The organism is Ensifer sp. ENS11, assembly GCF_014851895.1.
GTDB classification, from domain to species: domain Bacteria; phylum Pseudomonadota; class Alphaproteobacteria; order Rhizobiales; family Rhizobiaceae; genus Ensifer; species Ensifer canadensis.
Map to the genome: position 1 here is coordinate 1 of NZ_JACVAN010000038.1, position 26032 is coordinate 26032.

The window sequence follows — 26032 nt, forward strand, 5'->3', positions numbered from 1 at the left end:
GTCAAAAAACAGACGGTCAAACCGTCAAAACTTCCCGCCGAAACTCGCGTCCCGACCAATCAGCATCCGCCAATCAAGGAAACCTTAAAACGAAGGACATCGTCGCCAGCAGCGCCGCCGCCCTCGTCAGTGATCGGGCTTATAGAGGAGCCTCAGCCCGGGTGTCAACAGGCAATTTTGTAAAACTTACACAAACTGCTCTTGGGGGCCTGAATCAGGACGCCAAGCCCTTAAGTTTTTCCACGTTGAAGTTGCCGGTAGAATCCGCACCCTCCAGCGCCACAATCGATGTGGATGAAGGGGACGGCACCCGGAAACGAAACGTAAGCGCGCGCCTGATCAAGGGGCATTGTTTGAACAAACTGGAAATGTTCTGGGCGCTCGTGTTGGCGATCTGCAAGCGCCGAATGGCTATCTGCTCCTGGCTTGAATCGCCTCCGACTTGGTTGACGCCTCATTCATGTCCGCATCGATCAGCCGCCCTACCCCGCCGCCGATCGTCTGCAGAAGGCTCTTGGTAAACTCAGGCTGCAAATCGACCCAAGCGTTGCCGGGGCCATTCACGACCTTCTTGAGCATACCTTCGTCGCCGTTCAAATAGTTGGGAGATCGCCGCCGCAAGGGCCTCGCTGCCGCCTTATTCGTTTGATTGTTCGACACTTTCGACACGGAAGGATTGTGCCTTTGATTTACGCCCGTCAATTTGCTGCACTCGCAGCAAGTCTTCTCCTGCTTGCGGCCGCCGGTTGCCAAAAGGATCCTGAATCTACGGCTCCCCAGGCGGCAGGGCCATGCAAGCCCGAGGCTGCAGAGACCCTGTCCGGAAAAGACAGGATTTCCGATGAGGACGCAAAACAGATAACGGGTGCGACCATCGTCCGGCAATTGAAGCCCGGGGATCCGGCGACGATGGATTTTCGGCAGGAGCGCGTGACGATCGAAACGGATCCGGCCACGGGCAAAATCGTTCGCGCGGTGTGCGGATAGGCGTCGGTTTAGACGTGAAATGGGCACTCCGGCGATCAATTGATCGCTGGAACGCCCGGGCTATGTTTTGCCTATAGACGCTCGACATCGAACCGTCGGGGCCACACGAGTGCCCCCAGGGATATCGGCAGTGTCACCCCTCGGGGCACGTTACAACGGGCAAAATTACGGCAGTGCTGCCCGGCCGCCAGCCATCGGACCAGAACAAGGGCGGCAAGCAATGTCAGCGCGCTGACCAGGGCCAAGAACACAGAGGGCCCGGCACCCACCGTCGCAGTCGACGTCGAATGGCTTCAAAGCGCATTCACTGTCCGGAGTAGCGTGCTCTTGGGCGGATCAGATGTCCGCTTTCCACCTGCTCCATGGCATGGGCCAGCCAGCCGACCGTGCGCGCCAGAGCAAAGATCACCATCGGCGCCTCGTCGGGCAGATCGAACGCGGCGGCGAGCGAGGCCAGTGCGAAGTCGAGGTTAACCGGCTCGCCCAGAAGGTCTTCGCCTGCTTCGGCCAACAATCCATAGAGAGGCGGCGCTTCGAAACTGGCGATGATCGCCTTGGCGCGCGGATCACCCTGAGGATAGAGGCGATGGCCGAAGGCCCGGACAGCGCCTTCCGACGACAACATGCCGCGGATCGCCTCGCGCACACCAACCGCGTTCGCCCGCTCTACAAGCTGTGTGACGCTGAGCCAGGCCCCGCCATGGCGGGGGCCGGTCAGTGTTGCAAGTCCGGAGAGGACAGCCGCCGAAAGAGCCGCGCCGGACGAGGCGGTCACGCGTGCTGCAAACGCGGAAACATTCAGTTCGTGCTCCGCCGCCAAGACAAGCGCTTTTCGGATGGGCTCGACCGCCGCCGGTCGTTTCCATCCGATTGCCAGCCGCTGATGCAACGGCAGCGGCTCCGGCCACGGCGCCAGTGCCGCCGCCACGGTGGACAGCACATCTGCCGCCTCCCCCCTCAATATCGGCGATGCGCGGCCAAGGGTCGGTAAGTCCTCGGCTACCCGCGCGGCAAGGTTCATCAAGGCTGCGGCCAAACGGGATCGACCCGCCAACGTATCATCGGCCGCACCGACAGTGATCGTGGGTGTCTGCCAGAGCAGGGTCGCGACATCTTCCAGATCAGCTGTCAAGGAGAGCTCAACCGCATCATGGCCACGATAAGACAGGCGTCCATCGGCAATACTGGAGATCGTCGTGGGTAGGACCGGGTCGCCCCAGCGGATCGCCTCGGCGGCGACGGCCGATGCGCGCGGGCGGCCCGCGTGACGTTCCGCCAGCCGCCTGACATCGTCAGCCTGATAAAGGCTGCGGCGCGAGTCGACTGGATCAGCCTTCGCGCGTATGCGCCCACGGCTCACATTCGCATAAAGCGTCTGCGGTTTGGTGCCGAGCTGACTGAGCGCCTCCTCAGCGGTGATCCAGAGCGTGTTCATATTGATCAAATTTATCAAGATTGACGTCAATACATCTTAGCCGGACCATTCTCCCGGTAAAGGAGAAACATCTATGAAAAACGGACTTGAAGATGTCATCGCCGCTGAAACGCAGCTCTCGGATGTGGATGGCGAGGCCGGTCGACTGGTCATTCGTGGTGTGTCGCTCGAACACCTCGTTGATGACGCCAGCTATGAGGATGTCGTTATCCTTCTGCTTGGTGGCCTGATCGAAGGAAATCTGCAGAAGGAGGAACTGCGCCGGCGTCTGGGGCACATGCGGACAGAGGTCTTCGCAGATATCCGGACTATCGACGACCATATACTGGAATTGCCACCCGTCGACATCATGCGCGCGCTCATCGCGCGGCTGCCTGATGGTGACGATCTCGAGGCAGCGCTCCGCCTGCTTGCTGCACCCGCCGTCTTCCTGCCGGCAATCCTGCGCCTGAAGAATGGCGACGAGCCGATTGCCCCATCGCCGTCGCTCTCCCAATCGGCAGACATTCTCGCGATGCTTGGCGGCGGGCTGCCGAGCGCGGAAAAGGTCAAAGCACTCGATGCCTATCTCGTGACGATTTCCGACCATGGCCTTAACGCTTCGACTTTCGCGTCAAGGGTGATCGCCTCCACCGGAGCCGGCCTCACCTCGTCCGTCCTCGGGGCGATCGGTGCCCTCAAGGGGCCACTTCATGGCGGCGCGCCCGGACCGGTGCTCGACATGCTCGATGCGATCGGAACGCAAGAGAACGCGAAAGCATGGCTCAATCAGGCGCTTGATCGCGGCGAACGGCTGATGGGGTTCGGCCACAGAGTGTACCGCGTCCGCGATCCACGCGCCGATGCGCTAAAACTTGCTCTGAAGCCACTGATCGAGGCCGGGCAGGTTGATCGTGAACGCACCGAGCTTGCAAGCGCAGTCGAGCAGGCAGCACTCATGATATTGAAGGAGCGCAAGCCGGATCGCCCGCTCGACGTCAATGTCGAGTTTTACACGGCACTACTGCTCGATGCGTTGGGCTTCCCGAGAGATGCTTTCACCGGCGTCTTCGCCATCGGCCGCACCATCGGCTGGATCGCCCATGCACGCGAGCAGGCGCTCAAAGGTCGCCTGATCCGCCCGCGCTCCGTTTATGTCGGGCCGCTGCCACGGGCTGCCTAAGTCACTGACATGGCGCCTGCGGCAGGCAACCGCGCAGCCGCCCACCCGCTTTGTTCAGCCTTTGCCGAAGAGCCGTTGGAGCCGGGTCGAAAAACCCGGCTCCAACGGCTGCATGACAAAGACACGCCCGATATCAAGCCTTGATGAAGGCCAGGACGTCGGCGTTGAACTTGTCGGGCTCGATCTGGGCCAGGCCATGTGCCCCACCCTTGTAAACGATGAGCTTGGCGTCCCTTACGATCTTGGCCGTCTTTGAGGCGGATGCGGCAAACGGAACGATCTGGTCGTCATCGCCGTGGATCACCAGCGTCGGGCGATCGATCTTCTTCAGGTCGTCGGTGTAGTCGACTTCGGAGAATTCGCGGATGCAATCATAGTGACCCTTGATCGAGCCGGCCATGCCCTGCAGCCAGAAGGATTCGCGAAGCCCGTCATTCATCTTCGCGCCTTCGAGGTTGAAGCCATAGAAGGGAAGAGTGAGTTCCTTGAAGAACTGCGAGCGATCGCCCGCGGTGCCCTTTCGAATGCTGTCGAAAACCTCAATCGGCGTGCCTTCTGGGTTCGCCGCAGTCTTCAGCATGAGCGGAGGGACCGCGCCGACGAGAACCACCTTTGCAACGCGCCCGCTGCCGTGACGGCCGATATAATGGGCCACTTCGCCGCCGCCGGTCGAATGCCCGATCAGGATCGCATCCTTGAGGTCGAGTTTCTCGATCAGTTCCGCCAGATCGTCGGCATACTGATCCATGTTGTTGCCGTCCCACGGCTGGTCCGAACGACCATGGCCGCGCCGATCGTGGGCGATGACGCGGTAGCCGTTCTGCCCGAAGAACAGCATCTGGGCTTCCCAGGCGTCGCCCGATAGCGGCCAGCCGTGGGAGAAGACGATCGGCTGTCCCTTGCCCCAATCCTTGTAGAAGATGTTGGTGCCGTCCTTGGTAGTGATGAAACTCATGGGGTTCTCTCCATCTGGTGTTGGGATCGGGTTCTGGGCGCCAAGGCCGAGGCCGGGCAGAAACAAGGTGGCGCCGACTGCGCCGGCGGTCCTGAGGACCGTTCGGCGGGCAACTGGAAAAAGCGCGTTCCAATCTGTCATGGCGTCTCCTTGATGTTGTCTCTCGCCTGCGTCAGGCGCTCCGGCCCGACAGTCAGCAGGTGGCGAACGAGCGGAGCTGCGTCGCCGCGATGGAATTTGCGCACCTCCTGCTGCAGATCGGCATCGGCCTTGGAGACCCGTCGATGCTGGCGCAGATGCTCGGCCCAGGATTCGACGAAGAACCATTCGACCATGATCTCGGCATCAGCAGTGTCTTCCGTCACACCCCAGCCATAGGCACCGTCCCGCCGCCGTTCCGAAGAAAGCCTGTAGAGAGCGCTCGTGAATCCCTGTCGGTCGGCGGGATCGACGCGATATTCTATGGTGATCAGCACGGGGCCGCGGTCATTGTCGATCGGCGAGGCCGTCAACGGCTCGGGCCAGTGATTGGAGGCGACCAGATCAGCCTCACCGGCAGGCAGCTTCACGAGGTGAAACACCACGCCAACGACCACCAGCCCGGCGGCGCCGACCAGAAGGGTCGCCGGAACGCCAACGAGTTCCGCTATGGCACCCCAGGCCAGGCTTCCGGCGGTCATCGCGCCGTTGAACACCGTGAGGTAGACCGCAAGCGCCCTACCGCGCACCCAGTTCGGCAGGATCGCCTGAGCCGCGCCGTTGAGTGTCGTCAGCGCGGTTATCCATGCGGCCCCGAGGCTCAGCAACAGGATGATCGCCACCCATTGCGGCGGTGCAGATGACAGGCCGGCCATGACGACGGCCGTGACCAGCGCGGCGGCGAGCAACAGCCCATCTGCACTGAGGAGCCTACGCAGCCTCGGCATGACGAGGGCGCCGCCAATCGCTCCGGCTCCGACGGCCCCGAGAAGGACACCGTAAAAGCCGGCATCCCCGCCGAGCAGGTTGCGTGCAACGAGCGGCAGCAGCGCCCAGACGGCGCTCGAAAACGCGAAGAACACGGCAGCGCGCAGCAGCACCACGTGCAGTTCGCGGCTGGCGCGCGCATAGCGCAGACCCGCACGAAATGCGCCGGCGAACTTCTCCGACAAGCCATCGTCCGCACCGGGGGCGCGCCGCCACCAAAGCAGGGCCGCGATGACGAAGAGATAGCTCGCAACGTCGGTTGCATAGGTGATGGCCGCACCGAAGCTCGCAAGGATGAGCCCGCCGACCGCAGGGCCAATGGCACGCGAGATGTTGATGCCGAGCGAGTTCAGGGCGACGGCGCTCTTCAACTCCTGCCGCGTGACGAGTTCGGGAACGATCGATTGCCAGGTGGGTGCCATCAGCGCAGCACCTATGCCGCCAAGAAAGGTCAGCGCCACGAGCGAGCTGACGCTCTGCAATCCGGTCGCTGAAAGCAGCATGAGCCCGATGCTGACGGACGCCAGCAGAAGTTGGATGACGATCAGAAACCGGCGGCGATCAAGGATATCAGACAGAACGCCCGCAGGTATGGCGAGCAGGAAGATCGGCAGGGTCGCAGCCGCCTGAACCATGGCAACGGCCGCCGGAGCACCGGAGAGATCGGTCACCAGCCATGAACTGGCGACGTCGCGGATGAAACTGCCGGTATTGCCGATGACGGTGGCCACCCAAAGGACGGCAAAGACGGGCTGGCGCAGCGGTGCAAAGCCGCCTGCGGCCGGCGGCGGCGTGACATTCTGGGTCATGGCAGCGGTTTGCCTCCCGCCTCGTTTCGACGGTCAAGATCGTACCACGCGACCAGCAGGAAGGCGCCGGCAAGGCCGAGATGCTCGAAGAAGGCGTTGGTCGCCATGAACCGTTCCTGGCCGGGGGCCAGCTCCCAGAAGCGCAAGGCGATGAAGGTTGCGGCGAGCGTGAACGCGGCGAGGCCGAGAGCGGCAAGCCAACGCAGAATGCCTGCGAGGATCATGGCCGAGGCGAGAAGTTCGAAGACGATCACCGCCACCGCGAACAGCGCGGCCGGCTGAAGTCCGAAATGGTTCATCTCGCCGAGAGCGGCATCAAAGTCGAGGATCTTTGTCAACGGCCCCTGGATATAGGCGGCGCAGAGCCCAAGATGGGCGATGAACCGAATAGCGGGCGTGGTCACAAACGGCTGGACACCGGCCGCCAGCCGCGACGCAATTGTGGAGGAATGTGTCATTGCGGCTCTCTCCTCACACCGCCCAGCAGGCGCAGCCGAGCGCGCCGAAGAAACCCTTGAGATCGGCGATCGGCAGGCGTGATGTCCAGGCGCCGGCATGGTCGTGGCCGTGGACATTGCAGTCGTTCAGGCATCCGCATGTGGAGATTGCGGTGCGGCGAAGGCTTCGTTTGCCGGCACCTTCCGGCTCGCCCCAGGCGGCATAGCCACCGAAGGTCCTGACCGGCGACCAGTCGGGCATGGCGGGCGGCACCGGGTTTTCGTCATGGGTGGCGAAGTCACCGGCGGCATAGACGACCTTGCCGCCGACCATGGTCAGTTCGGACGTCAGGAACGAGATCTCGTCCTCGGCACAGGCGAAGAAGTCCTTGTTCGGCACGATCAGGTCGGCGAACTGGCCGTTTTCGATCCGGCCTTTCTTGCCTTCCTCGTTGGAAAACCAGGTGACCTTTTCGGTCCACATCCGCAGCGCCGTCTCGCGATCGAGGCAATTGGCGCGGGGGTAGAGTTGCAGCCCGCCCACCGTCTTGCCGGTCACCATCCAGGACAGCGAGACCCAGGGATTGTAGGAGGCGACACGGGTGGCATCGGTGCCGGCTGAAACATTGACGCCCTTGTCGAGCATCCGTTTGATCGGCGGTGTCGCTTCGGCGACGCCGTGGCCGTAGCGCTCGACAAAATATTCGCCCTGATAGGCCATGCGATGCTGGGTTGCGATGCCGCCGCCAAGCGCGGCGATCCGGTCGATCGAGCGCTCGGAAATTGTCTCGGCATGGTCGAAGAACCAGTTCAGGCCTTCAAGCGGGATGTCCTTGTTGACCTTCTCGAAGACGTCGAGGGCGCGGGAGATCGTTTCGTCATAGGTGGCATGAAGACGCCAGGGCCAGCGGTTTTCGGCAAGGATGCGCACCACCTCTTCCAGTTCGCCTTCCATTTCCGGAGCCATCTCCGGGCGTGGCTGGCGGAAATCCTCAAAGTCCGCGGCGGAAAACACCAGCATCTCACCGGCGCCGTTGTGGCGGAAATAGTCGTTGCCCTGCTTGTATTTGACCGAGGAGGTCCAGTTGAGGAAGTCCTCTTTCTCCTGTTTGGGCTTCTGGGTGAAGAGATTATAGGCCAGCCTCACGGTCATCTGCCCCTCGTCGGACAGTTTTTGGATGACCTCGTAATCATCGGGATAGTTCTGAAAGCCGCCACCAGCATCGATCACGCCGGTGACGCCGAGCCGGTTGAGTTCGCGCATGAAATGGCGGGTCGAATTGACCTGATAATCGAGCGGCAGTTTCGGCCCTTTGGCGAGCGTCGAATAGAGAATGCCGGCATTGGGCTTGGCAAGCAGCAGACCGGTCGGATTGCCCTGGGCGTCGCGGGTGATTTCCCCGCCCGGCGGGTTCGGCGTATCCTTGGTGTAGCCGACGGCCCTGAGCGCTGCGCCGTTGAGCAGCGCCCGGTCGTAGAGATGTAAGAGGAAGACGGGCGTGTCGGGTGCGATCGCATTGATCTCCTCGATCGTCGGCAGGCGCTTTTCAACGAACTGATGCTCGGTAAAGCCGCCGACGACCCGCACCCATTGCGGCGCTGGCGTGATCGCCACTTGGCGCTTCAGCATATCCATGGCGTCGGCGAGCGAGCGCACGCCGTCCCATCGCAGCTCCATGTTGAAGTTCAGACCGCCGCGTACGACATGCGTGTGATTGTCGATCAGCCCGGGCAGGACGCGCTTGCCCTTGAGATCGATGATCCTGGTGTCGGGACCGGCGAGCGCCATGATCTCCTGATCCTGGCCGACGGCGAGAAACCTGCCGTCCTTGATCGCGACCGCGCTGGCGTTGGGATTGGAGCGGTCAAGCGTGGTGACGAGCCCGTGATGCAGGATAAGATCGGCGTCCATCTGATTGTCTCCCTTGGTCGAAACGGTGTCGGCGGCAAGCGCCGGCGAAAACAGCGAGGGGAAGGCGAGCGTCGAGGCTGCCCCCAGAAAACCGCGGCGTGTCGGCATCAGCCCACCTCCCCTTTCGAAGAACGGTCACGCGTCGCCACGTCATGGTCGGTTCCCGTCGGCAGCCCGCCGAAAACGTGGGGCACGCAACGGCTGTTGAACCAGGAGACGGTGACCGGCGCGCCAGAGACCAGCCGCTTGACGAGCGGAACGGCCTGTTCGCCGACGAGGATGCCGAGCAGGCCAAGCAGGGCGATCACGGGCGGCGCCGGCGAGCGTACATTCAGCAGTCCGTAGATGACACCGACCAGCAGACCGACGCCGAGCGACAGAAGATACATTTTCATCGAATTCTCCTCACGGGACGGGTTGCCCGCTTCTCCGTCCCGCCGACTGGCGAGACGGCAACCTTCGGAATGAGGACGATCAGTGGCCTTCGGAGGCGCCGAACATCGTCTTGGCGTAGATAATGCCGAGGCCGTAGGCGCCGCCGAACTTCTTGGCGATACCGGTCGTCATGTCATAGGTCTCGGTGCGGGCCCAGTCGCGCTGGAGCTCGAGCATATATTGCAGCGACGTCATCGGCCGAACGCCAGCCTGGACCATGCGGTCCATCGCCCGATCGTGTGCCTCGTCCGAGACGTCACCGCAGGCATCGGCAATCACATAAACCTCGAAGCCCTGATCGAGCGCCGAGAGCGTCGGGCCGACGATGCAGACGCTGGTCCAGAGGCCGCAAAAGACCAGCCGCTTCTTGCCGATGGCGTTGACATTGTCGATGACGGCGGCGTCTTCCCAGGTGTTCATCGAGGTGCGGTCGAGAAGGCCCTGGCCTGGAAAGGCATCGGTGATCTCTGAAAACATCGGGCCCGAGAAAGCCTTCTCCGCCACCGTCGTCAGAATGGTGGAAACGCCGAAGCCGGCGGCCGCATGCGCGACCAGCGCCGCATTGTTACGCAGCAAGACAGCATCGATCGACTTCGTCGCAAAGGCCATCTGCGACTGGAAATCGATCATGATCAGCGTGTGGTCTTTCGGCGAAACCAGGAGGCTGCCGGGCGTCGGCGTAGCGTTTAAGGTCATGGTCATCATCTCCTCGATGTCCTGGATTCTGAAGATCCGCAGGGAATGACCCGACTATGCCCGTGCCGGGCTGCCCGTTCTTGTCGGATATGCTGATGTTTTGAACATTCTGCCCGAGATGAATCGCAAGCAAAGCGCAAAAGTCATATTGGAAGCAACGGCATAAGGATGGAGCGCGTGCCGCCGCAAGCAAGGCCTGCGCGCGGCCAAACCGCTAGGCCCTGCGACTGCGCCGCCAGGCGCCGGGGGATGCCCCCGTCGCCCGGGCAAAGACGCGCGTGAAGTGGCTCTGATCGGCAAAGCCGCTGGCGACCGCGATTTCACCGATCGTCAGCGACGAAAATTCCAGCATGTCGCGCGCCCTGTCCAACCGCTGCTGCAGGAACCATTGGAACGGCGTGATACCCAGTGTTTGGCGAAAGGCGCGCAGGAACGTGCCCTGTGACAGATGACAAGCCTCAGCGAGTTCCTCGATCGACAAATCGCCGCCAAGCCTGCTTCGCATTAGTTCCTGCACGATCGACAGGCTGCGCGCCGAGAGCCTGCGCCCCTTGATCGCCGCCCCCGACGTCGTGCGGTGGCTCGCACTGCCGTAGTGTTGAGCGACGTGGATTCCGATCGCCACCGACAATTGGTCGACGAACAAGGGGCTTCTCTCCAATTGGCCGTTCATGTCTGCAAACAGCGCCGCCATCAGCCCGCCCAACACTGGATCGGCTCGCTCGCCGACCGCACACAGTTCGCGGACACCGCTCAGATCGGCGCAGTCGGCCATCCGCTCGATCGCGCTGTGCCCCACCTCGAGCAAAACAAAATCGAAGCTGCCGGAGAGATCCGCCTGATAGGGATCGTGAAAGTTTCGGAGGTAGACGGAGTTCTCGTCGAACTCATGCATTGTCTCGTGATGTTCGTGAAGGATCCGCCGGCGATGGCCGCCCGACAGTGACAGGCCGAGCAGATAACCGCGGTTGTTGGCCGGCGTGTGCACGCGCTCGCGCGGTGCGGACTGCGCTTTCTTGCGATAAAAAGTCAACCCGGCGCCGTCGATCCGCCGGTCTTCGTCGAGGCCAGCCACTGTACATCCGAAACTGTCGCGGGGTGGAGGTGCGATCGCGATCGAAGAAGCTGCTGTCATACCTCCGCCTCCGCACAACTTCGCTGCCTGTCCGCGACCACGAGGGTGCCGACTGCGGCGGTCTCAACTTTTGCACGACACCGCTTCGCCAGCGTGCTTGTGCAGCATTGCGTCCGAACATCACGATCATATGAACCGAATGGCTGTCTTGTCGATGGCATCGCGACTATTGTCTTCCGTCACAGGGGCGCTTTTCTCCAGCTCCAGGCGTCGAGTACGCCGGAAGCGCGCTGGCGTTTCGCCGGCGATCGCCACGAATGTCTTAGTCATATGGCTCTGATCGGCAAAGCCGCAGGATATGGCAATCTCTGCGATCGGCACGTTCTTCAACAACAGTTCCTTCGCACGGGTAACCCGATATTCGGCCAGCCACCGCAAAGGCGTACAGCCGAAGCTCACCTTGAATGCCTTGATGAAATAGCTTTTCGACAACGCACAGGCCTCGGCAAGCTCGCTGAGCGAGAACTGCCCATCGACATGGCCCGAGAGAAAGTCGAGCGCCCTTTTCTCCTGCCACGCAGCCAGCGTCCCCTTGCGCTCTTTGGGTAGATAGAGCCCGCCATAGGTCTGCATCAAATGCGTCAGAATCGCGAGGCTCACCTGGTCGAGAAAGAGCTGGCTTGCCTCTTGCGGTCTCTCGAAAGCTGGAAGCAATGCCTGCGCTAGCCCCAGCATGACGCCGTCATGCGTGCCCGGCGAACACCGCAGACCGGTAAAGTCAGGCCGGCCCTGTTCAGTCGCAAAGGCGCGCATCTGCGAGAACGGTATCTGAAAGCGCACATTGTCAAAGGGCGACAGGTGATGGCAGCGCCATTCCTCGCGCAGGTCGGTGATGGCAAGCGCTCCCTTGCGATGCCCGCCTTCAAAGACAAGGGTGCCGCCCCGCCACAGCCGATGCAGGCGAAAATCACTGAGCTGCGTGATGATGTTGAACGCCTCCTCGCGCCTGTTGGCAACCGCCGGACCTAGGTCGCAGCCATCACTGCTCAACCGCGTCAGGGTTATGGGGGGAACAAGCAGGATCGATCGGCGCAAGGCGCCCACTTCGCTGGCCGTTTCTGGACGAGGCTCTAAATTCAACAAAATTCCCCGAAAGTGCACCAGGCATTCAAGCAATGCAGAATACGATACACTGCCGCCAACAATCAATTCCGTCCCGCGAGCGGCGCTAATGCAGAGGTGCGCTCCGCCAGGCTTGTGGTGTCATTCCGGTCTCCCCCAGAAACACCGTCGTGAAATGGCTGAGACTGCTGAAGCCGCAAAGGAACGCGATCGAGCCCAGAGGCAGTGAACTCGCGCGCAGAAGCTGCTTGGCCTGAACAACGCGCCGACGCCTCTGCAATTGATGGGGCGCCCGTGTCGCTTCCTGCCGAACGTGGAAAGCCGTCGGATCATTGGAACCGTCGAAAGGATTTCCGCCTTCGTCGCCCTGCATCTCGGCCGAATGGTGGTGCAGAAGATGGGCGCAAACGGCCACGGCGACATGCTGCAGCAGCTCGGGTGGGCTGCTGTCCACACGTTCAAAAAGGGCCAGAAGCGCCAGTCCGAGACTGCAGAGTATCGAGTCCGCTTCGCCACGCCGGCACACCAGCCGTTGTGGCTTGACCGTCGGTGACAGGGCGGCGACTTCCGCGATCAGCGTCTTGGGAAGGACGAAGGCAAGCGCGCTCAGGTCGCTATGGAGCGCGATCGAGGCCCCCTGGCGCAGATCGACGAGACATATCGAGCCGCGCACGTATCGGCGAACAGCAGACCTCTCACCGTTTACCTTGATGTCCGCATGTTCGGCATCATCAAGGTAAAGCATCAGAAAATAGGCTTCACATGCGGGCAGAGCCACTTCTGGCCGCTGCGCCCGCGTCAAACGCCTTCGAATTCGGGTGACCGAAAAGACCGCGGCCTCCATCGGGATCGTCGTGAGGCACGGAGCGTCCGGCGATCCAAAATAGCGCCCCACGCACCCCATTTCCGGACAAGGAGAAGTCAACTCTAGCCTCCCAACCGACGCACTGCGTCATGGCCAAAGCATTGCAAACATTTGATCAAAAACCTCGATGCATCCGAGACTGGCATGCAAGACCCATCATGGCACGAGACCGTTTTTCGCGACCGCTCTGGCCTCATGGAATGTCTACCGGTTCATCTTTTGCCCACCGTAGGGGCAATCCGCGCGCAGCGACAAGGGCTTCGCGCGGATTCAGTCGGGAATGTTCAAAAAGGAAGACCGTCGTTCAATAAGATGGGATCCGCCTAGCCAAAAATCGCGCTGGGCCAGACGTTCATGGCTATCGCCAGAAGCGTTTCGCATCCACCAGATCGACACAGGCGTCTTCGGCCGCCTCAAGCGGACCCTTCTTATTGCCTTTTGCGATCAGGACGCCGCTGCCGGAACCCCGGACAGTCTCGGACGTTGCATTGACCGGTCACGTAATTCTAACCAACATCGGGAGTTCTGCGAAAATCTCCGCGCTTGAAGACCTCCGCCAGGATCCTGGTCCCCATATCTGCTTCTTGTTCGGAGAGCCCCGAAAATCCAAGCAGCAACCTGGATGTGTCCGATGAAGCGACATTCATGCGGGAAAGGGGCATCACAACAACGCCCTTCTTTAGCGCAGCCTGTGAGACGGCGGTGTCGTTGCTCCAGGTCCCTGTGCTGCGCACGGTCAGATTGATGCCCTGATCCGGCAGCAAAATGCCGAGATGTTCGCTGGTACGGTCTTTCAAGAGATTTGCAAGCAAATCGCGTGAGGCACGCAGACGCTCTCTGAGCCGGCGCAGATGCGCCGGAAAATATCCCTCATTGAAAAAGTCGCCGACGACACGCTGCTGAAACGTCGGAGGACAACGGTCAAGCGCGGGACGTACGGCCCTGAATACCGGTACCAGATCCATCGGAACCACGAGATAGCCGATGCGCAGGCTCGGCAGCAGGGCCTTGCTGAACGTGCCCGTATAGAGGACCCGGCCGGCCGGATCGAGGCCCTGAAGCGATGCGATCGGATGCCCATCGTAGCGAAACTCGCTGTCATAATCGTCCTCGACGATCCAGCAGCCATTCTCCCGCGCATAAGCGAGCAACTCCAGCCGCCGGGGCAGCGAGAGGACGGAACCGACGGGGTACTGGTTGGATGGCGTCACATAGAACAGCGTCGGCGGCAGGGAGCAGGCAGCCAACTTTTCCGTCATGATGCCGTCGGCATCAACGGGAAGACCGATGATTTTTACGCCATTCAGTGCCAGGCATTGTCTGGCCGGCGGATAACAGGGGTCTTCGACGACAGCCGTATCGCCCGGCGTCATCAGGACGCGGAACGCGAGATCAAGCGCTTGCTGTGTCCCGGCGGTGATAAATATCTGCTCGGCCGCGCAACGCACCCCGCGTGAAGCGGCCAGATGAGCCGCAATGGCGCTCCGCAGCTCGAATTCGCCCTGAATGTCGCCGTAGCCTTCAGCGGCATAGTTCATGTGCCGGCCGGCAATGCGGTTTAGCAATCTCGCTGTCCGATCGTCATGAGCGATGCGCCCCGTGACAAACGGCAAAACCTTCTGCGGTTCGAGGCTAGGCCCGGAGGTGAGAACTCTCGTGGCAGCGTCGGAGACAGCGCGGCGGGTCGAGTAGGCGATCGTCTCATTGCGATGATCGATTCTGGACAGCCCGCCTGGAACGCCTGACGCAATATATGTACCGGACCCATGCCGGGCGACCGCAAAACCTTCCGCGACGAGGATTTCATAGGCTTCGGCAACCGAGCCGCGTGAAAGCTTCCATTCCTTTGCGGCCAGACGTGTCGATGGCAGCCGTTGCCCGGCATCCAGCCGACCGTCAGCGATTGCACCGCGCAGGGAAAGATAGAGCTGTCTCACCAAGGGTGCTGGCGAAGAGGTATCGATGCTTGGCCGAAAACCCACCGACGGGCTCTCTCTTCGCCGTTTCAGTGTCATGGGCGCCTTTCGTCAGAGTGGCTCATCAATCTCGCCAATAGTGGCTCTGTAATCTTCTCATATGTTGAATTTAAATCGAGCCACTTTCAAGCCGGCATCACAACGATGACGGTCGGAAATTGAATTGCACCTGCGCCTACACGGGACACCGATACGGGAAATGGCATTGCCGTCAGTCTCTGGCCATTTACGCTCTGTCATTTTGGAGACTTTCATGACCCCTTCTTCGACCAGGCTGCGTATTGCCGTCCTCTTCGGCGGACGCTCGGCCGAACACGACGTTTCCGTACTTTCGGCTACCAATGTCATGCGCGCTCTGGAGCCTGCAAAATATGATGCCGTGCCGATTTTCGTGACGCGCGAAGGTCAATGGTTGTTGAGCCACTTCGACAATGGTGTGCTTGCCAAGCCTGCGAGCGGCACGCAGATCAGCCTTGTTCCCGGCGGGCACGGGCGGATGGTGGCGATTTCGGCCGAGGGAAAGATGAGCGATGCCGGCACCATCGACATTCTGTTTCCGGTCTTGCACGGCCTTCATGGTGAAGATGGCTCTGTGCAGGGGCTTGCAGAGGTGGCGCGCGTACCGCTCGCCGGTTGCGGGATTCTCGGCTCGGCGACCGCACTCGACAAGGATATTGCCAAGCAGCTTCTGAGGGCCGCCGGCCTCCCGGTCGCGCGCTCGGTGACGATCCACAAGGATGCGGCACCTGATCTCGCTGTGCTCGAAGGCGAACTCGGGCTGCCGCTGTTCATCAAACCCGCCCGGCAGGGGTCATCCGTTGGCGTTAGAAAGGTATCAGGCAGCCAGGAGTTCGCGCCGGCGTTGGTCGAAGGTTTCCAGCATGATGGCAAGCTGCTTGCCGAGGAATATGTCGCTGGGCGCGAGATTGAATTCAGCGTGCTGGAAGATCCGAAAGGTGGCCTTTTCGTCTCTCGTCCCGGCGAGATCATCCCGGCCGAATCCCACGGCTTTTACAGCTACAACGCAAAATATATCGACGAGGACGGCGCGGCGCTCAAGGTACCAGCGGAACTGCCGCCCGAAGTTGAGGCAGAGATGAGGGCGGCGGCGGCAAGGGCATTCAGGGCTTTGGGCTGCGATGCCATGGCGCGTGTCGACTTCTTTCTGACGACGGGCATGACGTTCGTTGTCAACGAAGTGAACACCATTCCCGGTTTTACCGACATCAGTATGTATTCCAAGGCGATGGCGGCAAGCGGCGTCAGTTATGCCGAAATCATTGAAAGGCTCATTGCCCATGGCCTGACACGTGCCGGCCGAAGCGTCTGAACATGCAAACACAGACCCGTCAGCCGAGCGGGCGGATCAAACGAATCCGCCCAAGGACGAGGCCCACTTTCGAAAATGAGCTCAAGCCAAGACGCCGGCATGGATCAGACGCGATCGAGGAACTCGAGCACTCGGATGGTGAGCAACGCGGTCGCATCCGCGTCGTACGACGGGAGCGAACTGTCGGCGAAGTAGTGCTGTTCGCCGGGGTACAGGAACAGCTCTGCGTCCTCGACCTTCTCCACGATCTCGCGGGCCGCGTCGATGTCGCCCTCCCCGACGAAGATCGGGTCGTTGTCCATACCGTGGATCTGGACCGCCACGTCGTCCGGCCAAGGCCCGAAGGCCCACTCGCCGCTGATCGGCAGGCAAGAGTAGAAGAGCAGAGCTCCGCGGGCTCCGGGCCGCGTCTGTGCCAACTTCTGTGCCGGCAGCACACCGAACGAGAACCCGGCGTAGACGAGTTCGGAAGGCAGTTCGTTCGCGACGCGGACCCCGCGCTCCCGCATTTCGTCGAATCCGACCTTGCCGATGTAGGCTAGCCCCTCGTCGATACTCTCGAACGTCCGTCCATCGAACAAGTCCGGCATGTGCACGATGTGACCGGCGGCCCGCAAGTCGTCGGCGAACGCCCGCACACCCGAGGTCAACCCCTGTGCGTGGTGGAACAACAGGACCTCAGCCATATGGAGCCTCCGGGTGTGATGGTCGGGCGCACGTTTCATCACTCTACAGCGACGTCGCCCGGCCCGGAAGAATGCGGACACGTTATAGAGATTTCGCCCCCAGCTAGTCTTGGCCGCTACCGAGTTCGTCGTGAACGACCCTGCCACCAAGCAGCGTCAGCACCGAGCGCAGCCTATGGATGTCGGATGCCGGCATTGTCAGATACGGCCTATCCAGGACGGCGATGTCAGCCAATTTTCCCGCCGACAAGCTGCCTCGCTCATTCTCGTCAAAGGCGATCCAAGCGGCATTGTTGGTGTAGAGCCTCAGCGCCTCATGTCGGTCGAGCAAGCATGGTTCGTTCCAGCCGCCAGCGGGTTTTCACTTTGCCCGTGATCGGTGGTTGCCACATCGGCTGCCAGGTTCTACCATAGGTTTCTCTGTCGGTTATCACTTGGGTATCTTTGATGAGGCCCCCGATGAAGATATTGCTGTCCACACTAGCGCTATCCGGCCATTTGATTTCTTCAGCCGTGGCCGAAGACGGGAAGATTCCAGCCTATTTCGTTCTGGATCAAACCTATGGAGGTGGCTTTGACACCGCCGCCTGGCAGGCCGCGATCGATGCCATCAAGGGTCATGGGAGGCTGGTGCATACTTACAATTTTGCTGGAGACAAACAGGTCGTCAGCCAAGCACAGCAGGACGTAGCCAAGGCAAACGCCCAAAAGCCGATCTACCTGGTGAATGAGAAAGTGGCCAAGGATTCCACCGAACTCCGGCAATCGCTGGCCACGTTCAAGGAGCAGTTGCGGAACGATACGAATTCCAAGGGATCGCAGGTAGTCGCCGAATGGCCGATGTGTGCGCTCGTCGAGCAAGGGTCGGAAGGTGCGGTCCGAGCCATGCAGGGCGGTGTGATCCTGTTGATCGACCACCCGCAGGCCGCAGCTCATTGCTACGCGATGGTACAATCATATTTCCTCACTCCGGCCGCCCCGGACGGCAAGCGGGCCGCGCCGGTCAGCGTCGACGCTACAACCGTCGCGATGCAGGCTAAGTTGCCGCCCATGAAGCTCGCCAGGCACATATTGGCCGATAAGGCGGCATCCAAACGGGGAGATTTTGTCGAGCGCCCGACAAACGTCTTTAAGCCGGGCGAAGAGATCTTCGTCTATGCCTATTTCGAGAATGTCGGGCGGATCAACGTCGGCACGCCGATGTCAAGCTACGAGATCGGGCTCGATATCGAGGTGCGGGACCCTGCTGGCAAGGTTCTCAGGACATTCCCCGACGCGCACGTGTTCAAGGCCGAATCTCCCCCGCCATTTCCGGTTTCCGCCAAGCATTTTACCAATTTCGCGACTGCCGGCATCGCCCTGCATGACCCGGGAGACTATGTCGTGGCATACATCTTCCACGACCGCTCGCGGCCAGAAACGCCGCCGGTGACCGCCGCGTTCGAGGTGACTGTCAAGTAGCAGCCCCAGTCATACGATGGCGCCGTGTTACTCAGTCGCTTCACAGCGTCGAGAGAATATCGAGATGCCGGCTAGCTTCCGGTGATGATCATAGTCGCGGCTTTTTCGGCGACCATCATCGTCGGGGCATTGATGTTTCCGGCCGTGATGTTGGGGAAGATCGAAGCGTCAACTATTCGCAAGCCATGCAACCCATGCACCTTTAGCGATGCATCGACGACTGCGGTGGAATCATCCGGGCCCATCGCTGCGGTGCCGCACAGGTGATAAATTGAACCGCTATGCTCCCGAAAATAGTCCAGGAGCTCGGCGTCGGTGGAAGCTTCTGCAGAAGGAGGCATTTCGCTTGCAGTAATCGATTGCAGTGCCGGTGCGCTCATGATTTTGCGCGCAAGCCGACTTGCCTGAAGCGCCTCCGCCTCGTCATGGGCAGTCGTCAGGTAGTTGGGGTTGATGCGCGGTGCAACGGTGACATCGGGCGACGCGACCGTGACACTGCCTCGGCTGGTGGGCCTGCATGCATTGAACGCCAACAGGAAACCGGAATAGGGCTCCGGCTTCAGACCGGCGCGCGGGTCGGACGGAATACGATAGGAAAGCGGGTTGAAATAGAGCTGGATGTTTGGCCTCTCCTCACCCGGCTCGCCGCGCAGGAAGCCTCCGGCCTGGTTGACGCTGAGAGCCAAGGGACCGCGTCTTGTCAGCACGTAGCGCAGCGCCTGCCGCGCCTGACCGAACAGGTTCCCCAGCTCGTCGTTCAGCGTCGGAACGCTTGAGCGGTAGTAGAAGCTCGCGCAAAGATGATCCTGAAGGTTTCTCCCAACCGCCGGCAGATGTCGGACGACGGGGATACCGAACGTTTGCAGCTCTCGGCCATCGCCGATACCGGAGAGCTGCAGCAGCTTCGGCGTATCGACCGCACCGGCACATAGGATCACCTCGTTCCGGGCGGAATAGATTACCATCCCATCGGGTGTGGCAACCTCCACGCCGGTCGCCCTTCCTTCCTCGACGACAACCCTTCTGGCATGGCTCCTGCGCAGGATGGAGAGATTGGGGCGGTTGAGAGCCGGCCGCAGATAGGCGAACGACGAGGACGAGCGCACGCCATTTCGCGTATTGATATCGTAAATCCCTGCGCCCTCGATCGACGCGCCATTGAAGTCGGTATTGAGCGGCAGTTGCAGTTCGGCACAGGCAGAAAGGAACCGCGCGGTAATCGGATGGGTCTGGCCGCGCATCGGCGTGACGTGGATGGGGCCGTCCCCGCCATGAAATTCGGACTGGCCATGCGCATGGGTTTCAAGTTTCTTGAAATAGGGCAGCACGTCCTCATGGGCCCAGCCGGGATTGCCGGCCTTAGCCCAGTCGTCGAAATCCGCCGCGGCGCCCCGCACGAAGATCATGGCGTTTATCGAACCCGAGCCACCTTGTACCTTGCCGCGCGGCGCATAGATGCGGCGATTGTTCAGGGCGGCTTCCGGCTCGGTCCAGTACATCCAGTTGACGTTCGGGTCATAGTAAGACCGCGCATAGCCGACCGGGATGCGAAACCACGGTGAACTGTCGTTGCCGCCCGCCTCGAGCAGCAGCACGCTGTGTTTGCCTGTCTCGCTCAGGCGCGCCGCAACGATACAGCCGGCGGATCCCGCCCCGACAATGATGTAGTCGTAAGTGGTCATGTGTTCCTCAACCGCGCGCCGGGGCAAATGCCTTGATGTCGGCGGGCTTGTCGTCCATCTGCAGGTGCAGACGCTTTCCTTCGTAGGGCGAGTGCTTTTCAACCACCTCGAGATTGAGCTCCACGCCGAGCCCCGGTTCGCAAGACGGGATGAGATAGCCATCGTCGAACTGCAATGGCGTCTTGAGAATCTCGGCGTAGAAGCCTGAGAAGTCGATGATCGCCTCGTGGATGAGGAAATTGGGGGTGGCCGCAGCGAGCTGGATGCTCGCCGCCGCCCCGATCGGTCCGTTGTAGAGGTGCGGTGCGATCTGCGCATAGTGCGCCTCGGCCATGCCGGCGATCTTCTTTGCCTCCAGCAAGCCGCCGCACCGCGCGACGTTCATCTGCAGGATCGAGGCTGCGCCCGTTTCAAGCACGCGCTGGAACTCGTATTTGGTCGTCAGCCGCTCGCCCGTGGCAATGGGGATAGAGGTTGCCTTGGCAACAGATGCCATCGCTGCCTCCTGACCAGGCGGCACCGGCTCCTCGAACCAGAGCGGATCGTATTTTTCGAGCCGTCGCGCAAGGCGAATGGCCGAGGACGGCACCATCTGGCCATGGGTGCCCAAGAGCAGGTCGGCTCGCCCGCCGACCGCGGCACGGACCTTGGCGCAGAATTCTTCGCACCGCTCCATGACGCCAAGCGAAAGCTGGTGGCCGGAATAGGCGGTGTAGGGGCCGGCCGGATCGAACTTGACGGCGGTGAACCCCTTCGTGTCGACCATTTCCGCCGCGAAGTCGGCGGCAAGCTCTGGATCGTTGTAATCATATTCGCCGGCTGCATTCTTGGGGTAGAGATAGGTGTAGGCACGCAGCTTTTCGTGCACGAGGCCGCCCAGCAGCTTGTGCACCGGTCGGCCGGCAGCCTTGCCGATGATGTCCCAGCAGGCGATTTCGAGACCGGAGACGACGCCCATGATCGTCGGGTCCGGGCGCTGCGTGAAGCCGCTCGAATAGGCCGAACGCCAGAAGCGCTCGATATCGTGCGGATCGTGGCCGAGGAGATGGCGCTCGAACACATCCTCGATCAGCGGCACCAACGCGTTCGGATGGAAGGCGGTCGCGTAGATTTCCCCGACCCCTTCGATGCCGCACTTCGTGGTGAGCCTGACGAAGATCCAGTACATCCCGCCGATATGGGGCGGTGGGACGGCAACGACATGAACGGCGAGCGAAGCGATCTGCATGTTGAAGTTCCTTCTGACGAATCCGATCAGTGCTTCAGCACCACGAGACGAGTTTGTGTGAATTCGAGCATGCCGTGCTTGCCGTCATCGCCCCCGAGGCCCGAGCGCTTCCAGCCTGCATGGAATCCCTGATAGGGATCCGCCGGGAAGCGGTTCACATAGAGTTCGCCGGCCTCGATGGTGTCGGCAAAGCGCATGACCGTGCTGTAGTTGTTGGTGAAGAGAACCGAACTCAGACCGAACTGGTGATCGTTGGCAAGCGCCAGGGCTTCCTCGACGCTGTCATAGGAAAGCACGGCGAGAACTGGGCCGAACACCTCTTCGGCGACGACGTCCATCTCCTGCCGGCAGTTGGAAAGCAGGGTTGGCGGGTAGTAGTTGCCCACGCCTTCCGGCAGTACGCCGCCAGCCTCTATGCGTGCCCCCTGCTCCACCGCATGGCGAACCATCGCGTGAACATTGGCCTGTGCCGATTTCGTTTCAAGTGGTCCCATACGCGTCGGATCGCTGGCGCGGTCGCCGAACGTCCTTGCCGCAAAGCCGGTGCGAAGCCGCTCGAGAAGTGCGTCGTGGATGGACGTATGCACATAGACCCGTTCTGGCGCCGTGCAGACCTGCCCGCAATGATTGGTCTTGGCGGCAACGAGCTGAGCGGCAACCGCATCGATATCCGCATCGGGTTCGACAATGACAGGTGTCTTGCCGCCGAGTTCCAGTGATGGCTTGGCGATATTCGCCTTGCAATATTCGAGAACGACGCGGCCGGCCTGCAGGCTACCGGTGAGCGTTATCATGCCGACCGACGGCTGGGTGCAAAGTGTCGCGGCGACGTCATGCGACATGGTCAAGATGTTGACCAGCCCGGCCGGAAGGTCCGCGTCGAGCGCCGCCTCGGCGATCTCGAAAGCGGAGGCAGGCGTCGAGTTGCTCGGCCGCACCACAACGGCGTTGCCAGCGATCAGTGCGGGGGCAATCTTGCGCACCAGCGTATAGACCGGAAAATTGAACGGGATGAGGCAGGCAACGACCCCGATCGGCTCACGCTTCAGAAGCAAGGTCTCGCCCGGATTGTCGCTCTGGATCACTTCCCCTTCGATCCGGCGCGCCCACTCCGCATGATAGCGCATCAGCTCGACGCCATAGATCGCTTCTGCCGTGGCATCGGCGAGGCTCTTGCCGGACTCCAGAGCGAGCGCCGCGCCGATCTGGCCGGCGCGCGCCTCGATTGCCGCCGCGAAACGGCGCAAGGCATCCCCGCGAGCGATCGCCGGCAAGGCTTTCCATGTCTTCTGCGCTGCGGCTGCGTTTTCAACCGCTGCGATTGCCTCCAGCGCGCTCGCCGCGGGCACCCTCGCAATGACCTCTCCGTTTGAGGGATCGAGCACCGGGACCAAGTCCGATGCGGGCTGAAACGCGCCGGCGACAAAGTTGCGATAGTCGGTCAAGACGATATCCTTTTATGTTTCCACCATAGGACAGGCTTCAGAACGTGCTCCGGCCGGGAGCCGCATCGAGTAATGTTCTTGTGTAAGGGTGGCTCGGGTCAAGGAGCACTTTCGCTGCCTCGCCCCGTTCGACGATCTCGCTCGCTGAGGCACCAGAGATGAAGACGAATCGCGCTCGGCCCGCAGAGATTGTTTGCAGGTTCAGCCTGAAGGCTCGCCTTGACAAGACAGTATTCTGAACGAAAGCGCCGCGCGTCTTATCAGACACGCAAAGGTCGCTGTAGCACTTCGAAATGCTGCGAAAGCGCCCAACGTTGACTGGAACTGGCGATGGTTGCACCGAGACAATCCCGCCAACGATCGACTTCGGCCGCGAACCGCTCAGGTATCCGGCAACGTGAAGACTGCGCAAGGCGCCGCGATGCCGCGCAGCACGTGTTCGCCCAGCGACACCAGCGGCGTGACGGTCTCGGCGGCGACCGCGCCCGAGATCAGCACCGACCGGCCGAGCGGCCGGCAAAGGCCCTCCAGTCGGCTGACCAGGTTTACCGCGGGACCGATTGCGGTGAAGTCCAGCCGGTCGGCCGTGCCGATATTGCCCCACAGCATTTCGCCGAGATGCAGTGCCGCGCCGAAGGGCAGCGGCGGTAGCCCCTCTGCCTGTCGCAGGGCATCGAGGTGGGCCATGCCTGCGTGGGCGGCGGCGACCGCTCGCAGCGCCGCTTCGCAGGCGTCAACCGGTGCACTGGCAACCGGGAAGATTGCCAGCACGCCATCGCCGACAAACTTCAGCACCTCGCCACCGAAGGCGTGTATCGCACCGGCAACACGGTCGAACCAGGCGTCGAGGACAGCGATCATTGCCGCAGGTTCCGTCGCCTCGGACAGGGCGGTGAAGTTCCGCAGATCGGCGCAAAGCAGCACAGCGCGGATAGTTTCTCCGGTGCCGCGGTGCAGCGCGCCCGCCTGCACCCGGGCGGCACTGCGTCGGCCGAGATAGGCCTCGAGCAGCGTTGCAAGGGCCGCCCGCTCGGCCAAGGCAGCCAAAGGCGCGGTGGCGAAGCGCGCGGTCTGCCGCAGTCGGCCGATCTCAGCAGGGTCGAACAGACGCGTGCCGGCCCAGCCAAGCAACCGCCCGTCCGGCGCTGGGCCAACCGTGTCCTCCTGCACCGGGCCAAGCGCACTCAGCCAATCGCCCCCAGCCTGGCTTTGCGGGCTGTCGGCAAAGCCCAGTGCTTCGATCACTGCTCCGGTCTCGGCTCGCCACAGCCAGGTGCGGCGGGTAACGATCGGATGGGGCACCGCCAGTGTCAGGGTACCGCCGACCAACGGAAAGCCGTCGGCCAGCAGCCGGCCGCCGAGTTCGGCCAAGAACCGGTCGGGGCCAAGCGAGGCGCTGGCCTCGTCCACCAGCCAGGCGAGATGGGTGGGCAGATCCATGCACGATCATACCGTCAGGTCCCCAACCTGTCATCCGTGCAGGTGGTAGCGCGGTTAGCCCAGCGAGCATATCATCGTGGAAGGAGCTGATCCGATAGCCGTCAATTCTGCGCCGCAGTCTGGGCAGATCATAGCAACCAAAGGGGAAGCCGATGCAAGAGGCCCTCATCGTCCGCCGTGAAGCACACATCCCGGCTCCGCCAGCCGCGGTGTTCGCTCTGCTGACAGATCCTGAGAAAATCCTGCGCTGGATGGGAACGGAGGCGCAGATCGAGCCGCAGCGCGGCGGGCTCTACCTCGTCAACGTCACCGGGGCCCGTTTCGCTCGTGGTTCATTCCGCGAGGTGGTGCCGGTGCACCGCCTGGTATACAGCTTCGGCTGGGAAGACAGCGAAGTGGTGCCGCCGGCCTCAAGCCTTGTCGAGATCGACCTCGTCGAACAACCACCGGACGGAACGCTGCTTCGCCTTACCCACACGGGCCTGCCCAGTGCCGAGCAGTGCGCCGGTCACGCGGAAGGCTGGGCCCATTACCTAGACCGGTTGGCCGAGGTTGCCGCCGGGCGTGATCCGGGGCCGGACCCCTGGCACGGCCGCACTGGTAGGGAATGACTCCGCGGCCAGTATCTTGGCACCTGAGCCTGCCGGCCTGCATTGGCGCTCAGCGATCAAAGGATGAACCCGTTAGGCAAGCATGCTGGGTACGGGATCACTGACTATACTGAATTCACCGTCGCAAAGGCGGTAGAACCCGTCTTGAGGAACGGGTAACTCCAACATTTCGCGCTTCGAAAGACCGGAATACACGCCGCGCACCAATCTACCAAACAGCCCATGAGAAACCGCAACCGTTGGATTGGTGACGTCTGCGATCCAGTCCTTTGCCCGGGAGCACGCAGCATCGAAGCTCTCTCCGTCTGGAGACTTGAAATACCAGTCGAAAGCGTCGGAGCCATCCAGCATTTCCGGAAACTCGGTGTCGATCTCGAACTTCGTCATCCCGTCCCAACAGCCGACGGAAACCTCCATCAGGCGGGCTTCTTCATGGGTTGCCAGTGGCAGCACCCGCTTCACGCGTTCTGCAGTTTGTCGCGTTCGGCCTAGAGGGCTAATGTGCATTTGGAATGATTGCCTACTTTCCGAAATTTCCTTCTGAAGGAGTTTCGCGACGCGATCCGCCTGTTCGATGCCGCGCTCCGTAAGGGGAGAATCTTTCTGCCCCTGGAACCGACCCAAGGTGTTCCAAATGGTCTCGCCATGGCGAAGCAGGTAAATCATCAATGTTGCCCCAAACGAAGTAATGCGTGGATTAAGTGAGTTCTTGGACCGAAGGAGTGGTCTCTTGTCACGGCGAATTTGTGCAGGACATCGATGAAAGGGTGATGGCCCCAATTGGCACTCCTGCAGCCTGACGTTTCGCGTAGATTGAGTGCATCTGCTACTTCAAGTCGCATTCTTGACACGTGCGGTCGCCAACGTGAAGGAAGTTTGAGCTTCATCGTTCTCTTGCGCCAAGCAGTCTCCGCTGGTGATGAGGGATCGCACTGAGCATACGAACTCTCCCTGCCGTCGAACGCAAAACACCCCCGGATCGCTCCGGAGGTGTCGTATCAACTTGCATGGCGCTGCCCGAGCGGGCGCGCCTTTCACTCATCAGGCAGACAGTGCCTTGAACTCGGAGAGGATGGCTTCGCCCATCTCGACGGTTCCGACCTGGCGTGCGCCTTCGGCCATGATGTCGCCGGTGCGGATGCCCTTGTCGAGCACGGTGGCTATCGCCTTCTCCAGATTGTCGGCTTCCTTCACCAGGTTGAAGGAGTAGCGCAGGCACATGGCAAACGAGGCGATCATGGCGATCGGGTTGGCGATGCCCTTGCCGGCAATGTCAGGGGCCGAACCGTGCACCGGCTCGTAGAGCGCCTTGCGCTT

26 protein-coding genes and 1 pseudogene are annotated in these 26032 nt (G+C 61.6%); 6 read left to right on the forward strand and 21 right to left on the reverse strand.

What is annotated here, in order from left to right:
• Nucleotides 1-183, forward strand: a 183-nt coding sequence (locus IB264_RS34515; RefSeq protein WP_210335715.1) for a hypothetical protein, incomplete at its 5' end; no start/stop codon positions are given.
• Between the two features lie 228 nt (nucleotides 184-411).
• On the opposite strand, the gene IB264_RS33645 is transcribed toward IB264_RS34515, so the two are convergent.
• Complete coding sequence (locus IB264_RS33645; protein ID WP_156585827.1) at nucleotides 412-579, reverse strand: hypothetical protein; 168 nt, start codon at nucleotides 577-579, stop codon at nucleotides 412-414.
• A 99-nt stretch (nucleotides 580-678) separates the two neighbouring features.
• Here IB264_RS33645 and IB264_RS35210 point away from each other — a divergent pair, with 99 nt between their 5' ends.
• The gene (locus IB264_RS35210) at nucleotides 679-987 is read left to right on the forward strand and encodes an I78 family peptidase inhibitor (RefSeq protein ID WP_309141692.1); all 309 of its coding nucleotides are present in this window, start codon (nucleotides 679-681) and stop codon (nucleotides 985-987) included.
• Nucleotides 988-1291: 304 nt separating this feature from the next.
• Here the strand turns inward: IB264_RS35210 and IB264_RS33655 are convergent, their stop codons facing one another.
• Nucleotides 1292-2422: a citrate synthase gene (locus IB264_RS33655; RefSeq protein ID WP_041692994.1), complete on the reverse strand. Its 1131-nt coding sequence runs from the start codon at nucleotides 2420-2422 to the stop codon at nucleotides 1292-1294.
• A gap of 73 nt (nucleotides 2423-2495) precedes the next feature.
• Between IB264_RS33655 and IB264_RS33660 the strand changes: the two genes are divergently transcribed.
• Nucleotides 2496-3584: a citrate synthase/methylcitrate synthase gene (locus IB264_RS33660; RefSeq protein WP_192435247.1), complete on the forward strand. Its 1089-nt coding sequence runs from the start codon at nucleotides 2496-2498 to the stop codon at nucleotides 3582-3584.
• Between the two features lie 133 nt (nucleotides 3585-3717).
• Here IB264_RS33660 and IB264_RS33665 read toward each other — a convergent pair whose 3' ends face one another.
• The 11 genes and pseudogenes from IB264_RS33665 to IB264_RS35715 all read right to left on the reverse strand — a co-directional run.
• Nucleotides 3718-4539 (reverse strand): alpha/beta fold hydrolase, encoded by an 822-nt coding sequence (locus IB264_RS33665; RefSeq protein ID WP_192435259.1) that lies wholly within the window; start codon nucleotides 4537-4539, stop codon nucleotides 3718-3720.
• A 137-nt stretch (nucleotides 4540-4676) separates the two neighbouring features.
• Nucleotides 4677-6314 (reverse strand): MFS transporter, encoded by a 1638-nt coding sequence (locus tag IB264_RS33670; protein ID WP_192435249.1) that lies wholly within the window; start codon nucleotides 6312-6314, stop codon nucleotides 4677-4679.
• Nucleotides 6311-6772 carry a DoxX family protein gene (locus IB264_RS33675; protein WP_192435251.1) on the reverse strand — a complete coding sequence of 154 codons (462 nt, stop codon included), beginning with the start codon at nucleotides 6770-6772 and terminating at the stop codon, nucleotides 6311-6313. Before IB264_RS33675 ends, IB264_RS33670 begins: the two co-directional genes overlap by 4 nt.
• 13 nt (nucleotides 6773-6785) lie before the next feature.
• Complete coding sequence (locus IB264_RS33680; protein ID WP_192435253.1) at nucleotides 6786-8771, reverse strand: amidohydrolase; 1986 nt, start codon at nucleotides 8769-8771, stop codon at nucleotides 6786-6788.
• A complete protein-coding gene (locus IB264_RS33685; protein WP_192435255.1) occupies nucleotides 8771-9058 on the reverse strand; it encodes a DUF1427 family protein in 288 nt (95 codons plus the stop codon). Before IB264_RS33685 ends, IB264_RS33680 begins: the two co-directional genes overlap by 1 nt.
• Nucleotides 9059-9137: 79 nt before the next feature.
• Nucleotides 9138-9794: a hydrolase gene (locus tag IB264_RS33690; RefSeq protein ID WP_057210453.1), complete on the reverse strand. Its 657-nt coding sequence runs from the start codon at nucleotides 9792-9794 to the stop codon at nucleotides 9138-9140.
• A gap of 214 nt (nucleotides 9795-10008) precedes the next feature.
• Nucleotides 10009-10929 (reverse strand): helix-turn-helix domain-containing protein, encoded by a 921-nt coding sequence (locus IB264_RS33695; RefSeq protein ID WP_084815637.1) that lies wholly within the window; start codon nucleotides 10927-10929, stop codon nucleotides 10009-10011.
• Nucleotides 10930-11055: 126 nt separating this feature from the next.
• Nucleotides 11056-12078 (reverse strand): AraC family transcriptional regulator, encoded by a 1023-nt coding sequence (locus IB264_RS33700; RefSeq protein ID WP_246811880.1) that lies wholly within the window; start codon nucleotides 12076-12078, stop codon nucleotides 11056-11058.
• A 19-nt stretch (nucleotides 12079-12097) separates the two neighbouring features.
• Nucleotides 12098-12736, reverse strand: coding sequence for a helix-turn-helix transcriptional regulator (locus IB264_RS33705; RefSeq protein WP_244445527.1), 639 nt, complete (start codon nucleotides 12734-12736; stop codon nucleotides 12098-12100).
• Between the two features lie 626 nt (nucleotides 12737-13362).
• Nucleotides 13363-14394 (reverse strand): PLP-dependent aminotransferase family protein, encoded by a 1032-nt coding sequence (locus IB264_RS33710; RefSeq protein ID WP_244445528.1) that lies wholly within the window; start codon nucleotides 14392-14394, stop codon nucleotides 13363-13365.
• A gap of 222 nt (nucleotides 14395-14616) precedes the next feature.
• A pseudogene (locus tag IB264_RS35715) lies at nucleotides 14617-14871 on the reverse strand (GntR family transcriptional regulator); the annotation flags it as partial.
• A gap of 214 nt (nucleotides 14872-15085) precedes the next feature.
• Here IB264_RS35715 and IB264_RS33715 point away from each other — a divergent pair.
• The gene (locus tag IB264_RS33715; RefSeq protein WP_025430087.1) at nucleotides 15086-16162 is read left to right on the forward strand and encodes a D-alanine--D-alanine ligase family protein; all 1077 of its coding nucleotides are present in this window, start codon (nucleotides 15086-15088) and stop codon (nucleotides 16160-16162) included.
• 104 nt (nucleotides 16163-16266) lie between these two features.
• Here IB264_RS33715 and IB264_RS33720 read toward each other — a convergent pair whose 3' ends face one another.
• Both IB264_RS33720 and IB264_RS33725 read right to left on the reverse strand, forming a co-directional pair.
• On the reverse strand, nucleotides 16267-16848 hold the full coding sequence (locus tag IB264_RS33720; protein WP_025430088.1) for a dienelactone hydrolase family protein: 582 nt from the start codon (nucleotides 16846-16848) through the stop codon (nucleotides 16267-16269).
• 103 nt (nucleotides 16849-16951) lie between these two features.
• Nucleotides 16952-17179 (reverse strand): amidohydrolase family protein, encoded by a 228-nt coding sequence (locus IB264_RS33725; RefSeq protein WP_025430089.1) that lies wholly within the window; start codon nucleotides 17177-17179, stop codon nucleotides 16952-16954.
• 128 nt (nucleotides 17180-17307) lie between these two features.
• Between IB264_RS33725 and IB264_RS33730 the strand changes: the two genes are divergently transcribed.
• Entirely contained in the window at nucleotides 17308-18309 is a 1002-nt protein-coding gene (locus IB264_RS33730) for a hypothetical protein (protein WP_025430090.1), read from the forward strand.
• 71 nt (nucleotides 18310-18380) lie between these two features.
• On the opposite strand, the gene IB264_RS33735 is transcribed toward IB264_RS33730, so the two are convergent.
• From IB264_RS33735 to IB264_RS33750, 4 genes are all read right to left on the reverse strand, one after another.
• Nucleotides 18381-19991, reverse strand: a complete 1611-nt coding sequence (locus IB264_RS33735; protein ID WP_057217646.1) for a GMC family oxidoreductase — start codon at nucleotides 19989-19991, stop codon at nucleotides 18381-18383.
• A 7-nt stretch (nucleotides 19992-19998) separates the two neighbouring features.
• Nucleotides 19999-21219 carry a mandelate racemase/muconate lactonizing enzyme family protein gene (locus IB264_RS33740; protein WP_025430092.1) on the reverse strand — a complete coding sequence of 407 codons (1221 nt, stop codon included), beginning with the start codon at nucleotides 21217-21219 and terminating at the stop codon, nucleotides 19999-20001.
• Between the two features lie 26 nt (nucleotides 21220-21245).
• A complete protein-coding gene (locus IB264_RS33745; protein WP_025430093.1) occupies nucleotides 21246-22664 on the reverse strand; it encodes an aldehyde dehydrogenase family protein in 1419 nt (472 codons plus the stop codon).
• 381 nt (nucleotides 22665-23045) lie between these two features.
• Nucleotides 23046-24104 carry an adenylate/guanylate cyclase domain-containing protein gene (locus tag IB264_RS33750; protein WP_025430094.1) on the reverse strand — a complete coding sequence of 353 codons (1059 nt, stop codon included), beginning with the start codon at nucleotides 24102-24104 and terminating at the stop codon, nucleotides 23046-23048.
• Between the two features lie 152 nt (nucleotides 24105-24256).
• On the opposite strand from IB264_RS33750, the gene IB264_RS33755 reads away from it, so the two are divergent.
• Nucleotides 24257-24715, forward strand: a complete 459-nt coding sequence (locus tag IB264_RS33755) for an SRPBCC family protein (protein ID WP_025430095.1) — start codon at nucleotides 24257-24259, stop codon at nucleotides 24713-24715.
• A gap of 72 nt (nucleotides 24716-24787) precedes the next feature.
• Here the strand turns inward: IB264_RS33755 and IB264_RS33760 are convergent, their stop codons facing one another.
• A complete protein-coding gene (locus IB264_RS33760) occupies nucleotides 24788-25381 on the reverse strand; it encodes a histidine phosphatase family protein (RefSeq protein ID WP_025430096.1) in 594 nt (197 codons plus the stop codon).
• Nucleotides 25382-25756: 375 nt separating this feature from the next.
• The coding region (locus IB264_RS33765) for an isocitrate/isopropylmalate family dehydrogenase (protein WP_246811881.1) at nucleotides 25757-26032 on the reverse strand (276 nt) is incomplete at its 5' end.

Excerpts from the sequence above, each read along its gene's own strand:
- IB264_RS33760 (WP_025430096.1), bottom strand. The coding sequence starts at position 25,381 with ATGATTTACCTGCTTCGCCATGGCGAGACCATTTGGAACACCTTGGGT.
- IB264_RS33720 (WP_025430088.1), bottom strand. The coding sequence starts at position 16,848 with ATGGCTGAGGTCCTGTTGTTCCACCACGCACAGGGGTTGACCTCGGGT.
- IB264_RS33755 (WP_025430095.1), top strand. The coding sequence starts at position 24,257 with ATGCAAGAGGCCCTCATCGTCCGCCGTGAAGCACACATCCCGGCTCCG.
- IB264_RS33685 (WP_192435255.1), bottom strand. The coding sequence starts at position 9,058 with ATGAAAATGTATCTTCTGTCGCTCGGCGTCGGTCTGCTGGTCGGTGTC.
- IB264_RS33660 (WP_192435247.1), top strand. The coding sequence starts at position 2,496 with ATGAAAAACGGACTTGAAGATGTCATCGCCGCTGAAACGCAGCTCTCG.
- IB264_RS33705 (WP_244445527.1), bottom strand. The coding sequence starts at position 12,736 with ATGCTTTACCTTGATGATGCCGAACATGCGGACATCAAGGTAAACGGT.
- IB264_RS33715 (WP_025430087.1), top strand. The coding sequence starts at position 15,086 with ATGACCCCTTCTTCGACCAGGCTGCGTATTGCCGTCCTCTTCGGCGGA.
- IB264_RS33645 (WP_156585827.1), bottom strand. The coding sequence starts at position 579 with ATGCTCAAGAAGGTCGTGAATGGCCCCGGCAACGCTTGGGTCGATTTG.
- IB264_RS33655 (WP_041692994.1), bottom strand. The coding sequence starts at position 2,422 with ATGAACACGCTCTGGATCACCGCTGAGGAGGCGCTCAGTCAGCTCGGC.
- IB264_RS33735 (WP_057217646.1), bottom strand. The coding sequence starts at position 19,991 with ATGACCACTTACGACTACATCATTGTCGGGGCGGGATCCGCCGGCTGT.
- IB264_RS33670 (WP_192435249.1), bottom strand. The coding sequence starts at position 6,314 with ATGACCCAGAATGTCACGCCGCCGCCGGCCGCAGGCGGCTTTGCACCG.
- IB264_RS33710 (WP_244445528.1), bottom strand. The coding sequence starts at position 14,394 with ATGAACTATGCCGCTGAAGGCTACGGCGACATTCAGGGCGAATTCGAG.
- IB264_RS33680 (WP_192435253.1), bottom strand. The coding sequence starts at position 8,771 with ATGCCGACACGCCGCGGTTTTCTGGGGGCAGCCTCGACGCTCGCCTTC.
- IB264_RS33665 (WP_192435259.1), bottom strand. The coding sequence starts at position 4,539 with ATGAGTTTCATCACTACCAAGGACGGCACCAACATCTTCTACAAGGAT.
- IB264_RS33750 (WP_025430094.1), bottom strand. The coding sequence starts at position 24,104 with ATGGATCTGCCCACCCATCTCGCCTGGCTGGTGGACGAGGCCAGCGCC.
- IB264_RS33740 (WP_025430092.1), bottom strand. The coding sequence starts at position 21,219 with ATGCAGATCGCTTCGCTCGCCGTTCATGTCGTTGCCGTCCCACCGCCC.
- IB264_RS33695 (WP_084815637.1), bottom strand. The coding sequence starts at position 10,929 with ATGACAGCAGCTTCTTCGATCGCGATCGCACCTCCACCCCGCGACAGT.
- IB264_RS33675 (WP_192435251.1), bottom strand. The coding sequence starts at position 6,772 with ATGACACATTCCTCCACAATTGCGTCGCGGCTGGCGGCCGGTGTCCAG.
- IB264_RS33690 (WP_057210453.1), bottom strand. The coding sequence starts at position 9,794 with ATGACCTTAAACGCTACGCCGACGCCCGGCAGCCTCCTGGTTTCGCCG.
- IB264_RS33730 (WP_025430090.1), top strand. The coding sequence starts at position 17,308 with ATGAAGATATTGCTGTCCACACTAGCGCTATCCGGCCATTTGATTTCT.